The organism is Ruegeria sp. HKCCD4884 (assembly GCF_013110855.1).
Classification (GTDB): Bacteria; Pseudomonadota; Alphaproteobacteria; order Rhodobacterales; family Rhodobacteraceae; genus Ruegeria.
In genome coordinates this window covers 44,910-57,277 of sequence record NZ_WVRJ01000006.1, presented here as the reverse complement: position 1 = coordinate 57,277, position 12,368 = coordinate 44,910, and the positions used below count along the sequence as shown (strand labels likewise).

The 12,368-nt window shown below is 53.3% G+C and carries 11 protein-coding genes; 10 read left to right on the top strand and 1 reads right to left on the bottom strand.

The window, feature by feature from the left end; all coding sequences use genetic code 11:
* Nucleotides 1-360: 360 nt before the first annotated feature.
* The gene (locus tag GS636_RS10550; protein ID WP_171669431.1) at nt 361-1,140 is read right to left on the bottom strand and encodes an MOSC domain-containing protein; all 780 of its coding nucleotides are present in this window, start codon (nt 1,138-1,140) and stop codon (nt 361-363) included.
* A 399-nt stretch (nt 1,141-1,539) separates the two neighbouring features.
* Here GS636_RS10550 and GS636_RS10545 point away from each other — a divergent pair, with 399 nt between their 5' ends.
* The 10 genes from GS636_RS10545 to GS636_RS10500 all read left to right on the top strand — a co-directional run bounded on the left by GS636_RS10545 (nt 1,540) and on the right by GS636_RS10500 (nt 12,028).
* Complete coding sequence (locus GS636_RS10545) at nt 1,540-2,859, top strand: ABC transporter substrate-binding protein (protein ID WP_171186543.1); 1,320 nt, start codon at nt 1,540-1,542, stop codon at nt 2,857-2,859.
* Nucleotides 2,860-2,938: 79 nt separating this feature from the next.
* Nucleotides 2,939-3,886 (top strand): carbohydrate ABC transporter permease, encoded by a 948-nt coding sequence (locus GS636_RS10540; RefSeq protein WP_171669430.1) that lies wholly within the window; start codon nt 2,939-2,941, stop codon nt 3,884-3,886.
* Nucleotides 3,883-4,821 (top strand): carbohydrate ABC transporter permease, encoded by a 939-nt coding sequence (locus GS636_RS10535; protein ID WP_010442361.1) that lies wholly within the window; start codon nt 3,883-3,885, stop codon nt 4,819-4,821. The genes GS636_RS10540 and GS636_RS10535 overlap by 4 nt, the downstream gene beginning before the upstream one ends.
* On the top strand, nt 4,818-5,006 hold the full coding sequence (locus GS636_RS10530; RefSeq protein WP_171669429.1) for a hypothetical protein: 189 nt from the start codon (nt 4,818-4,820) through the stop codon (nt 5,004-5,006). The genes GS636_RS10535 and GS636_RS10530 overlap by 4 nt, the downstream gene beginning before the upstream one ends.
* 2 nt (nt 5,007-5,008) lie before the next feature.
* Nucleotides 5,009-6,106, top strand: coding sequence for an ABC transporter ATP-binding protein (locus tag GS636_RS10525; RefSeq protein ID WP_171669428.1), 1,098 nt, complete (start codon nt 5,009-5,011; stop codon nt 6,104-6,106).
* The gene (locus GS636_RS10520; RefSeq protein ID WP_171669427.1) at nt 6,099-7,091 is read left to right on the top strand and encodes an ABC transporter ATP-binding protein; all 993 of its coding nucleotides are present in this window, start codon (nt 6,099-6,101) and stop codon (nt 7,089-7,091) included. Before GS636_RS10525 ends, GS636_RS10520 begins: the two co-directional genes overlap by 8 nt.
* 11 nt (nt 7,092-7,102) lie before the next feature.
* Nucleotides 7,103-8,725 (top strand): dihydroxyacetone kinase subunit DhaK, encoded by a 1,623-nt coding sequence (locus tag GS636_RS10515; protein WP_171669426.1) that lies wholly within the window; start codon nt 7,103-7,105, stop codon nt 8,723-8,725.
* Between the two features lie 7 nt (nt 8,726-8,732).
* Nucleotides 8,733-9,791 (top strand): substrate-binding domain-containing protein, encoded by a 1,059-nt coding sequence (locus tag GS636_RS10510; RefSeq protein WP_171669425.1) that lies wholly within the window; start codon nt 8,733-8,735, stop codon nt 9,789-9,791.
* Nucleotides 9,792-9,818: 27 nt separating this feature from the next.
* Nucleotides 9,819-10,874 (top strand): sugar phosphate isomerase/epimerase, encoded by a 1,056-nt coding sequence (locus GS636_RS10505; protein WP_171669424.1) that lies wholly within the window; start codon nt 9,819-9,821, stop codon nt 10,872-10,874.
* Nucleotides 10,874-12,028, top strand: a complete 1,155-nt coding sequence (locus tag GS636_RS10500; RefSeq protein WP_171669423.1) for a Gfo/Idh/MocA family protein — start codon at nt 10,874-10,876, stop codon at nt 12,026-12,028. The genes GS636_RS10505 and GS636_RS10500 overlap by 1 nt, the downstream gene beginning before the upstream one ends.
* Nucleotides 12,029-12,368: the final 340 nt, after the last annotated feature.

Below are 12,368 nucleotides of genomic sequence, written 5' to 3'. Positions count from 1 at the left end.
TCAGCGTCGAGTTGCCTTTCAATGACGGCTAAGTCATTGATTTTGCATCAACTGAGTTTACTCGGTCGCAACAAAGCTGCCATTGACGACACAAAGACCTTCCATCGCTTAGTCAGTGCACATAGGCTCATCTTTCTTCTCAAGCCCAAGAAGAGGTTAAAAAATCCGCAAACAACGTTGTTGGTAGATTTTCTAGGTTCGGTCAATAACATGCTTCAACTGGAGCATCGTTTTTTGAAGGAGCTACATTTGCTACGCGGGGCGAGCAAGAAAACAACTGGCGAGAGAGTGGACACAAATCATTTGAGTGAACGCGGGACAAACCGCCCGGGACTGCCGCTTTGGCGGGGTGAGTAACATTTAACTTAACATTTCCCCAGTTTGGCCGACGCTCAGCGTTCCGCCTTTAGCCACCTCGACATAGACACCCATGTCCGTATGTCCCATCAACTTCCGAATTAGATTGGGTATCTTCAAGTCCCGCTCGGCCGTATCCGGGTTCACCTCAGTGGCCGCACACCTTTTCGTACGTGAAAGTATCTTTAACTCGACATCGCCAAATCTAAGAACTGAACCAACTGCGTCCAGCTCAGAAAACGGGGGTAAGCCGTCTATCTCAATATTCGCCCGGAAGCGTGCTGGGTGGATTTCCGCACTAAGTTGTTCACCCAATTTCTCAACAGACGCCAGATTTAAAACGGATATCGCATTCATCATTTTAGGTGATACGACGGACACATCTGTAAACCGATGCGGAGCAGACGAAACGAAATTTGGCGGTTCGGGATCTCTTAAGCCGATCTCGGAAAAAAGGAAATTTGACGCATTTCTCCGATCTTCTGCTGTTAGCATATTAAAGCTACGTGTTTTGCCGTTTGCTTTGATCGCAAGATCTTGGGTCTCAATATCAAAATTCGTCTGAATACCTGCCAATGCAGCCTCATTCAGCAAGACGACAAATCGATCTTTCGGGAGCGGCTGCGGGTTCTGAACGTCGAAACCGGAGTTGTATCGGGCAAATCCGAACAGACGGTCACCTGGAATGCCATCTCCTGCACGCAGCGTTACAGTTTGCATGGACTCGGCGCTCAAGCCTTTTATTGGGTAGCGGTTCAATCTGACGATAGAGAGAGTTTTCATACGTTTGCACCTGACCAAACGAGTTATGCACGATCCCGGGTGGTGCGTGCTGTTTGAAGCTATATCCAATTCTCCTAGGTATCGACCAAATAATCTGTGAGTGCTTCAGCAGCGGGTTCGCTACACGTGTTGGTACCATGATGGCCGCCAAAGTGGGCCGCGCCAGTTTTTGTCGATATGGCAATTTAAAACCTTGCTGCTGAAAATAGATGCGCATCAAAGAAAACAAACAAATTCTATTAAAATCATAGGTTAAGACGACAAGATCAACGAACTTCCCTGCTCATTTGAGGTACGAACCTCAAATATTTCTGGACTTGAGGTGCGTACCTCAAATAGCCTTGGAGGTATGCCGCGATTCGCACATCCTCGATTGACGGCGCAAAAAGGGAGGAATGGATGACTTACACAAAACTGGCTTCGGCCAGCGCAATAGTCCTTGCCGCTACTACTCTTTCTACCAAGGCAAATGCTGAAGATCTGACGCTATGTTGGGCTGCATGGGACCCGGCCAACGCGCTTGTCGAACTATCAAAAGAATTCGAAGCAGAATCCGGCCACACGATGAACTTCGAATTTGTTCCGTGGCCAAATTTTGCGGACCGTATGCTGAACGAGCTGAACTCTGGGGGTAAGCTCTGCGACCTACTGATCGGTGACAGCCAATGGATCGGCGGCGGCGCTGAGAATGGTCATTATGTCCAGCTGAACGACTTCTTCGATGCTGAAGGCATCAGCATGGACGATTTCGCACCGGCCACTGTCTACGCGTACTCGACTTGGCCCAAAGGTACACCAAACTACTACGCGCTGCCTGCGATGGGCGATGCAAACGGCTGGTTCTATCGCAAGGACTGGTTCGAAAACCCAGAAATCCAAGCTGCATACAAAGAGGCGACTGGTCAAGACCTACGTGAACCTCAGTCTCAGAAAGAGTTGTTGCAGATCGCCCAGTTCTTTCAGGGTCGTGAAATCGACGGCAAGACTGTCTACGGTGCGGCAATCTTTACCGAGCGCGGCTCGGAAGGGATCACCATGGGTGTGACCGGAGCGCTGTATCCATGGGGTTTCAAATACGAAAACACTCCAGGGTCATATGACATGGAAGGTGCTGTAAACTCACCGGAAGCTGTTGAAGCTCTGGAGTTCTACAAGGAATTTTACAAAACGGCGACACCTCCGGGATATACCAACTCTTACATGGGTGAGAGCCTGGATGCCTTTAAATCCGGTCAGGTCGCCATGGCGATGAACTGGTTTGCGTTCTTCCCAGGTCTCTATGCCGACCCCAATACCGGCGGTGACAAGATCGACTTCTTTGTAAACCCGCCACAAAACCAGGCAGGTTCAACGCTTGGCGGACAAGGCATTTCTGTTGTCAGCTACTCTGACAAACAGGACGCCGCCCTTGAATACATCAAGTGGTTCGCACAGCCAGAAGTGCAGGCCAAATGGTGGGAGCTCGGCGGCTACTCGGCGCATAACTCTGTGCTGGAAGATCCTGGTTTCGTGGACAGCCAACCGTTTGCCGGTGACTTCCTTGAAGCAATGGCTGGAGTTCAGGATTTCTGGCAAGAGCCTGCCTATGCGGAACTCCTGCTGGCCATGCAGAAACGCATCCACGACTACGTGGTCGCAGACCAAGGTACCGCCCAAGAAGCGCTTGATCTTCTGATCGAAGATTGGACGGAAGTCTTCGAAGACGAAGGCAAGCTGTAGTCCGGACAAAGGCAGGAGCGGGTGCAATCCCGCTCCACCTTCACCCGTGAGTCCTAAACCAACAAGAACTGGCAAAGAGATGTCTGACAGGACCGTAGATCGCGTTGCGCAGGCAACGCCCGAGCGAGTTGCGCGAAAAATACGAGGTTTATCCGACCGCGCGATCGCCTGGATATTCATCTCCCCAACGATATTCCTATTGCTGGCGATCAACATCTTTCCGTTGATCTGGACCATCCAACTGAGCTTTACCAACTACAAGGCCAACCGGATCGGGCGCGAAGTCAAAGATGTGGGGCTCAGGAATTACGAGCGTATTCTGACAGACTCGGACACCTGGCTAAATATGCAGGCAACGGCGCATTTCCTGTTCTGGACGATCTTTTTCCAGGTCTTGATCGGGTTTACTCTGGCCTGGTTGATCAACAAGAAATTCAAGGGCAACGATCTTTGGACCACGATCATTGTGCTGCCGATGATGCTGTCTCCTGCAGTCGTCGGGAACTTCTGGAAGTTTCTGTATCAACCTCAAATCGGGCTGTTTAACTACATTGTGTCATGGTTCACAGGCAAAGACCCATCGAGCTTTGAAATGCTGGGATCCGTCTCGCTGGCCCCTTGGGCGATCGTGATTGTCGACACCTGGATGTGGACCCCCTTCGTGATGCTAATCTGTCTGGCCGGGCTGCGTAGCATTCCCGATTACATCTATGAGGCGGCGGAGATCGACAGGGCCAGCAAAGTGCGGCAGTTCTTTACGATTACCATCCCGATGGTGCTGCCGTTCCTGATGCTCGCGGTGCTGTTTCGAGGGATCGAGAATTTCAAAATGTTCGATCTGGTGGTTCAGCTAACCGGCGGAGGGCCCGGTTCTGTAACGGAACTCACCTCAATCAATCTCAAGCGGGAGGCATTTGAGAAGTGGCGTACGGGCTATGCCTCGGCCTATGCGATCATCCTTTTCGTCACCGTGTTCGGCCTTGCGTCGATCTACGTCAAAGCCCTGAACAAGGTGAAACAGAGATGAGCAGTTTTTCCGTCACCGAGCCTTCAAACCGGTCCAAATGGATCGCAGGCTTTCTGGTCATAACTTATGCGCTAATCACGATGATCCCGCTGGTGTGGATCTTGCTGACCGGTTTCAAATCGCCCGCCGACGCGATTAGCTATCCGCCCAAAGTAGTTTTTGACCCAACGCTTGAAGGCTACGTCAACCTCTTCACCACGCGCACACGACAAACGCAGGAGTTTCTGGAAGCTAATCCCCCGCAGAACTGGGCCGATGAGATCGTGCGCCAATATGACATGGTGATTGTAGGACCATCGAAGTTCGGTGAGCGCTTTATGAATTCAGTTATCATCGGATTTGGCTCGACTTTCTTGAGTATCTTCCTAGGCACGCTGGCCGCCTATGCGTTCAGCAGGTTCAAGGTCCCACTAAAGGACGACCTTCTATTTTTTATCCTTAGTACAAGGATGATGCCTCCGGTCGCTGTCGCCATCCCAATCTTCCTGATGTTCAGAAACCTTGGATTGAGCGATACGCATCTTGGAATGATCCTTCTCTATACAGGGGTCAATATCTCCCTGGCGGTTTGGCTGCTGAAGGGTTTCATCGACGAAATTCCAAGAGAGTATGAAGAAGCGGCCCTCATAGATGGCTACACGAGGTTTCAGGCGTTTTACAAAGTGGTGCTGCCGCAAGCCGCCACAGGCATAGCCTCAACTGCAATCTTCTGCTTGATCTTCGCCTGGAATGAATACGCGTTTGCCGTACTGCTAACATCCGCAAACGCGCAGACTGCACCGCCCTTCATCCCGACCATCATCGGTATTGGCGGCTTGGACTGGCCTGCTGTAGCGGCTGGCGCGACGATCTTCCTAATCCCGGTCATGATTTTCACCATCCTGATGCGCAAACATTTGCTGCGCGGGATCACATTCGGAGCCGTACGCAAATGAGTGATTTTATTACCGGATTACTACGGCTCCGGCGCGGCCCATGGGAGATGGTCGCAACCATCCTTATTGCACTGGGTGTCTTTATGCTGATGCAACCCTTTGTCCTTTGGGCCTTCACATATTCTTTCATCGTCACGCTGATCGGAACCGTCATGTTCATCGTCGTCAGCCATTTCCCGGAGTAGAAATGGCCCAGATCGTAGTCAAAAACGTAAAGAAGATGTTTGGCGATTTCACGGCTGTCCGCGAAAGCTCGTTCACGATTGAGGACGGTGAGTTTTTCATGTTGCTAGGGCCCTCCGGCTGCGGAAAAACGACGACACTGCGGATGATCGCCGGCTTGGAACTTCCAACGTCAGGTGAAATCTACCTGGACGGCGAAGAGATCAGCCAGCGACCGCCATCAGAGCGTGACATTGCCTTCGTGTTCCAGATGTTTGCGCTGTATCCCCACATGAACGTGCGCAAAAATATCAGCTATCCCCTGATATCGCAGGGCATGCCGCGTGCCGCCGTCAAAGCCAAAGTAGAGGAAGTCGCGGGAATTCTGGGGATCAAGGACATCCTCGACAGCCCCGTAGGAGGGTTGTCAGGCGGCGACAGGCAGCGCGTGGCGCTGGGGCGCGCGATTGTTCGGGAGCCCAAAGCGTTCATGATGGACGAACCCCTTGGTGCCTTGGATGCCGAGTTTCGTGAGCATATGGCCGAAGAATTGCGCGCGCTTCATGATCGCATGGGCGCAACCACTGTCTACGTCACGCACGATCAGTTGGAAGCCATGCAAATGGGTGACAAGATCGTAGTGATGAACAACGCTGTGATCGAGCAATTCGGCACACCTCAGGAAATCTACGACAAACCAGCCACAATGTTCGTTGCAGATTTTATCGGGTCTCCTTCGATGAACTTCCTGCCTTTTCAGGGAAAGGTCGCGCCCGATTCGGAAATGGTGCGACTGAATGGTCACGACGAAGTCGTGCCCAAACTGATGGAAGGGGCGGAAGGCGACTTGGTTTTTGGCGTTCGCCCTGAGCATGTTTTTCTATCGGATGCGAGCGCATACCGGGCCAAGGTCCTGGCCGCAGAATATTTGGGAACCACCCAGATCGTGACGCTGCAAAGCCCGAACGGAGAGCTGAAAGCCCGGATTGATGCACGCGACGTCGTAAATCCCGGCGAGACGGTGGGATTGGAGTTCCGCTCTCACGCGGTAACCCTATTTGAAAAATCAACCGGGCGCGCGTTGAGGTCCGCTCTGAACGACGAGGTGCTAAGCGATGGCTGAAGTCGTTTTGGAGAATATCTCGAAATCATTCGGCAATCTTAAAGCGGTGGATGATATCTCAATGACGATCCCCAACGGCGCCTTTGTGGTGTTGTTGGGTCCGACAGGTGCGGGAAAAACGACGACGCTGAGATTGATATCCGGGCTTGAGAAACTGGACTCTGGAACAGTACGCATTGCCGGGCGTGACGTCGGAATAGATACACCTGCCCAGCGCGATGTGGCGATGGTCTTCCAGCAATACTCGCTATACCCACATATGACAGTGCGCGAGAACCTGTCTTTCCCTTTGCGGTCGCCGATCCTGAAGACACCAGAGGATGAAATCACGAGGAAGGTTAACGAAGTTGCTGAGATCCTGCAAATTCCGCACAAGCTGGACAACAAAGCCACTGAACTGTCCGGCGGTGAAATGCAACGCGTTTCAATCGGACGTGCGCTTGTGCGTGACCCACAGATTTTCCTGATGGATGAACCGCTTAGCTCTTTGGACGCCAAGCTTCGCGCTGATTTGCGAGTCGAGTTGAAGAGAATTCAAGCCGATCTGGGGTCAACCTTACTTTATGTGACCCATGATCAGGTCGAAGCCATGACAATGGCGACACATATCGGCGTTTTGGAAAACGGCAAGCTGGTTCAGTATGGCACCCCTCGCGACATCTATGAAAATCCCGGCAGTGTTTACGTAGCCAGCAGGTTGGGTCTGCCACGGATCAACATCCTACCTTCCGATTTGTTTGGAGGCGATCACAAAGGTCCGCAGATAGGCCTGCGCCCGGAAAACATCATTGAAGGTGAAGGCAGCGAGGCGCGGGTGATACGCGCCGAGCATCTGGGAGACCAAACACGGCTGCATCTGGATCTGAACGGTCACCCGGTGGTGACCCTGATCGATGTCCATCAGGACTACCCATCTGGAAAGATTATAAAAATCCGCCCCCACAACCCGTTGTATTTTGACGCGTCCGGCGCGCGTGTGAATTAAGGAGCAAAAGCATGGCCCAGTTCCTCAACACAAAAGAAACCCTGGTAACCGAGGCGATAGACGGCCTTCTGACCTCCTCCGGAGGACAACTTATCCGGTTGGACGGCTACCCGCATATCAAGGTTGTCTTGAGGTCAGATTGGGACAAGTCGAAAGTCGCTTTGGTGTCCGGCGGAGGGTCTGGTCACGAACCCGCCCATGCAGGTTTCGTTGGCGCTGGTATGTTGACAGCTGCGGTATGTGGGGAAGTGTTTGCGTCTCCCTCAGTCGAGGCGGTTCTGGCAGGCATTCTTGCGGTTACTGGTGAGGCTGGGTGCCTGCTGATCGTCAAGAATTATACCGGTGATCGGTTGAATTTTGGACTGGCGGCGGAACGCGCCCGTGCATTGGGTCGCAAGGTAGAGATGGTCGTCGTTGATGATGACATCGCCCTGCCCGACCTTCCGCAACCACGTGGCGTGGCAGGTACGTTGTTCGTGCACAAAATAGCCGGAGCGCTTGCAGAAAGTGGTGCTGATCTGGACACCGTCACCAAAGCAGCAAGAAACACCATAGCAAAGGTCGTCAGCATCGGTATGAGCCTGGACACCTGTACCGTTCCCGGATCTCCAAAAGAAGACCGGATCGCACCCGGCAAAGCGGAACTCGGCTTGGGCATCCACGGCGAGCCCGGTGTACAGCAAGTCGAGTTCTCAAATGCTGTATCAGCCATGTCCACAGTGGTGGAGAAGCTGAAGCAAAGGATGGGTTCCGGGGATTGTGTGGCGTTGGTCAACAACCTCGGCTCTACAACTCCGCTAGAAATGGCTGTCCTCACGCACGCCTTGTCCGAGACTGGTATTGCCCAACATATCATTGGCCCGGCCCCAATGATGACATCGCTGGATATGCACGGGTTTTCGGTTTCCATTCTGCCTGTAGATCAGGACGATTTGTCAGCCCTTGAAGCACCCGTTGATCTGGCCGCTTGGCCCGGGGTGAATTCCATCGACCCGATCAAAGTTGCACCATTGCCTGATGGCCTGACCCCGATCGATCCAATCCCTTCGCACAATCCCACCACAAGGGAAACGATCACCCGGCTGTCTGAGCTGCTTATTAACGCAGAGAAGAGCCTGAACGAGCTGGACGCAAAATCCGGGGATGGCGATACAGGAAGCACACTGGCCACTGCCGCAAGAGCATTGCAAGGTAGCCTTGACCGCATGCCGCTCGCTGATCTGACGCAACTGTTTCCGGCGCTGGGCAATGAGCTAAGCCAAACCATGGGTGGTTCTTCCGGGGTGATACTCGCAATCTTCTTCAACGCAGCCGGAGATGCCTGTGCAAGCGGCGCGTCTGTTCCGAAATCCTTAATCGAAGGTCTGAATAGGGTCAGCCAGGTGGGGGGCGCCAAGGTCGGAGACAGAACGATGATTGACGCCTTGGCACCTGCACTTGCCGCCCTACCGTCTGGATTGACTGATGCAGCAAGTGCCGCTCGCGAAGGTGCGAACAACACAGCAAAAATTCGCCGTGCGAAGGCAGGCCGTGCAGCTTATGTTCCCGAAGAAAATCTAGTTGGACATAACGACCCCGGCGCTGAGGCCGTTGCCTTGCTTTTTGAAGGCTTAGCGCGGGAGATTGAGGGCTGAAGAACACGTGGAAGATCAAAAACAAAAACTAGAATTGGTGAAAAAGCCAACCGTCAACGACCTCGCGCGCGTCGCCGGTGTCAGTCTGGCGACTGTTGACCGGGTCTTGAACAGACGTCCCGGCGTGCGGGCCGTAACCGTACAGAAGGTGCAAAAGGCAATTGATGAGCTGGGGTATGTGCGTGACACCGCTGCGGCAAACCTTGCACGAAACCGAGTTTACAACTTCCTCTTTGTTCTGCCGGACACGGACAACGAGTTTGTGGAGGCAATCAGCAGTCAGATCGCAGAACAATCCCGTGACCAATTTATCGAGCGGACTCGTATTGCGATAAAGAAAGTGGCTCCCTTTGAGCCGCAAGATATCGTCAACATTCTGGATGCCGTCGACAGTTTGGATGTTGACGGAGTCGCCGTTTTCGGACCCGAAACGCCTTCAGTCCGCGACGCTGTAAAAAGGCTCAGGGACAAAGGCGTTCCGGTGGTTGCGTTGGTGTCTGACTTGCCCAGCTCTGAGCGAGACCACTTTGTGGGAATCGATAACGTTTCGGCAGGACGAACCGCCGCTCAGCTGATGGGAAGATTTGTTCATCGCGACGGCAGGGTCTTGGTTCTTACAGGATCCCGTTTGGCACGTGACCACCTGGAGCGTCGCCAGGGCTTTGATCTTGTTGTGGCTGAGGAATTTCCGCACCTCGAAGTCGTGGCGTCTGTCGAGGGACGGGATGACCCGGATCTGATTTACAAGATGATGCCCGAAATCTTCGAAACCTATCCGGATCTGGTCGGAATATACTCGTCAGCAGCGGGCAACGCAGGCCTGATTCAATTTCTTTCAGAGAACAAACTCAGCAAGGATCTGGTGATCATAGCTCATGAGCTTACGCCGCTCAGTCGTGAGGCGCTTAGGCTTGGCACATTTGATGCTTTAATCTCGCAAGACACTGGGCACATTGTTCGTTCTGCCGTCCGTCTTTTGCGGGCAACTTCGGATAAAGTGCCATTCAACAAAGCCCAGGAACGTATCCGTATCGACATCTATCTGAAGGAAAATTTACCGCCATAGAGGCTTAGGTTTTGGGGAGGAAGTTTTATGAAAACGATCAAAGGTCCAGCTTTGTTTCTTGCGCAATTTGCGGGGGACGAAGCGCCGTTCAATTCGTGGGACACGATCACCAAATGGGCGGCTGATTGCGGATACAAGGGTGTTCAAGTCCCCAGTTGGGATGGCCGGTTATTCGACCTCGAGCAGGCCGCGACCAGCACTGATTATTGCGATGATTTCAAAGGCAAAGCCAGAGAAAATGGTGTCGAAGTCACTGAACTGTCCACGCACCTTCAGGGCCAGCTTGTGGCCGTTCACCCCGCCTATGACAGTGCGTTTGATGGTTTCGCGGCCGAAAGCGTCAGAGGAAACCCAAAGGCCCGTCAAGAATGGGCAGTGGACCAAGTCAAAAAGGCGCTGTCCGCTTCGAAAAATTTGGGCATTTCGGCACATGCGACATTCTCAGGCGCGCTAGCATGGCCCTATGTCTATCCTTGGCCGCAGCGCCCTGCAGGCTTGATCGAAACAGCGTTTGATGAGCTCGCGCGCCGTTGGGTACCCATCCTTGATCACGCAGATGAATGCGGTGTCGATGTCTGCTACGAAATCCACCCCGGAGAAGACCTCCACGATGGTGTGACATACGAGATGTTTCTGGAACGGACGGGCAATCACCCACGGGCCTGCATGCTATACGACCCGTCGCACTACGTGCTGCAATGCCTCGACTATTTGGACAATATTGACATCTACAAAGATCGGATCCGGATGTTCCATGTCAAAGATGCCGAGTTCAACCCGACCGGGAGGCAGGGTGTTTACTCGGGATATCAAAGCTGGGTTGATCGGGCTGGGCGGTTCCGGTCGCTTGGTGATGGCCAAGTGGATTTCGGTGCGGTTTTCTCAAAAATGGCCGCGAATGACTTTGACGGCTGGGCTGTCGTCGAATGGGAATGCTGTCTCAAACACCCAGAGGATGGCGCGCGTGAAGGCGCTCAATTTGTGTCAGATCACATCATCCGTGTAACCGAGAAAGCCTTTGATGACTTCGCCGACGGTGGTGCAGACGAAGCCGCCAATCGTAAAATGCTGGGGATTGAGTGATGGTCACAGGACGCAGTGAAGAAACCTCGGGTCGCATTCGCCTTGGCATGGTTGGCGGTGGAAACGACGCCTTCATAGGCGGTGTTCATCGCATAGCCGCGCGACTGGACGACAAGTTCGAACTGGTTGCCGGTGCCTTGTCTTCGACGCCAGAGAAATCTCTTGAAAGTGGTCAGGCATTGGGGCTCGAACGGGTCTATGAAGACTATAAACAAATGGCGATAAGGGAAGCCCGGCTGAAATCTGGGATCGAGGCGGTCTCGATTGTCACACCAAATCACGTCCACTATGCCGCCGCGCGTGAGTTCCTGAAACGCGGTATACATGTCATTTGTGACAAGCCACTCACCTCGACCCTTACCGATGCAAAGAAGCTGGTCAAAGCAGCGGAAAACGCGAACGCCCTATTCATTTTGACCCACAATTACACGGGTTATCCGATGGTTCGGCAGGCGCGTGAAATGGTTGCCAACGGTGACATCGGCAAGATCCGCGTGGTTCAAGTTGAATACCCGCAGGACTGGCTGACCGAGCAGCAGGATTTCAAACAGGCTGAGTGGCGAACCGATCCCGAACGCTCGGGCGCGGGTGGATCAACCGGTGACATCGGAACCCATGCCTACAACCTCGCTTGCTTTGTAACCGGGCTGACAGCGGAAAGCCTGGCGGCGGACTTGCAGGCCTTTGTGACGGGGCGCAAAGTCGATGACAACGCCCACGTCTTGCTTCGCTTCGAGGGCGGAGCCCGGGGTATGTTGTGGTCTTCTCAGGTGGCTCCCGGCAATGAAAACGCACTTCGTTTGCGGGTCTACGGCGAAAAAGGTGGGCTAGAGTGGTCTCAGGAAGATCCTAATTACCTTTGGTTCACGCCATATAACGAACCAAAGCGTCTGATCACCCGAAATGGAGCAGGGGCTGGTGACGCTGCCAATCGGTTAAGTAGAGTTCCGCCAGGACATCCTGAGGGGTACCTGGAGGCGTTCGCGAATATCTATGGGGAGGCTGCTGAAGCCATCCAAGCTTTCCGAAATGGGAGTTCACCTGCCGCGTCCGTTGTTTATCCAACGATTCATGACGGGCTCAATGGGGTTAAGTTTGTCGCCGCATGCGTGCAAAGCTCTTCAAGGAATGCGGCTTGGGTCAGCTTAACTTAAAATCTGGCTTTGGGCATAGGGCAAACACCTCAGAAGGCAGCGTGGGTATCTGCCAAAAAAAGTCGAGGCGCAAGCAGCCAACAGATGAACACTCCGGAACAACGACCCACGAACGTCACTGAAGTGGTTTTATTTGAAGCGATCTCTGGTTGAGTGATGACCCTTCAGTGGAACGAATACAAAAGGCAGCCTCGCGGGACAAAGCGGGCATCTGAGCTTTGCTCTACAATGACTGCAAGCAGCTCAAATCGGACAACTCCAATCCGAAGTTAGGGCGAGGAAGCGGTCGTTCGCTACAACAGCAGAGTTTCCACTTCGAGAGTCACAGAAAGTTCCGTCG

Coding starts and splice junctions, on each gene's coding strand:
- GS636_RS10550 (WP_171669431.1), bottom strand. CDS start 1,140: ATGAAAACTCTCTCTATCGTCAGATTGAACCGCTACCCAATAAAAGGC.
- GS636_RS10545 (WP_171186543.1), top strand. CDS start 1,540: ATGACTTACACAAAACTGGCTTCGGCCAGCGCAATAGTCCTTGCCGCT.
- GS636_RS10540 (WP_171669430.1), top strand. CDS start 2,939: ATGTCTGACAGGACCGTAGATCGCGTTGCGCAGGCAACGCCCGAGCGA.
- GS636_RS10535 (WP_010442361.1), top strand. CDS start 3,883: ATGAGCAGTTTTTCCGTCACCGAGCCTTCAAACCGGTCCAAATGGATC.
- GS636_RS10530 (WP_171669429.1), top strand. CDS start 4,818: ATGAGTGATTTTATTACCGGATTACTACGGCTCCGGCGCGGCCCATGG.
- GS636_RS10525 (WP_171669428.1), top strand. CDS start 5,009: ATGGCCCAGATCGTAGTCAAAAACGTAAAGAAGATGTTTGGCGATTTC.
- GS636_RS10520 (WP_171669427.1), top strand. CDS start 6,099: ATGGCTGAAGTCGTTTTGGAGAATATCTCGAAATCATTCGGCAATCTT.
- GS636_RS10515 (WP_171669426.1), top strand. CDS start 7,103: ATGGCCCAGTTCCTCAACACAAAAGAAACCCTGGTAACCGAGGCGATA.
- GS636_RS10505 (WP_171669424.1), top strand. CDS start 9,819: ATGAAAACGATCAAAGGTCCAGCTTTGTTTCTTGCGCAATTTGCGGGG.
- GS636_RS10500 (WP_171669423.1), top strand. CDS start 10,874: ATGGTCACAGGACGCAGTGAAGAAACCTCGGGTCGCATTCGCCTTGGC.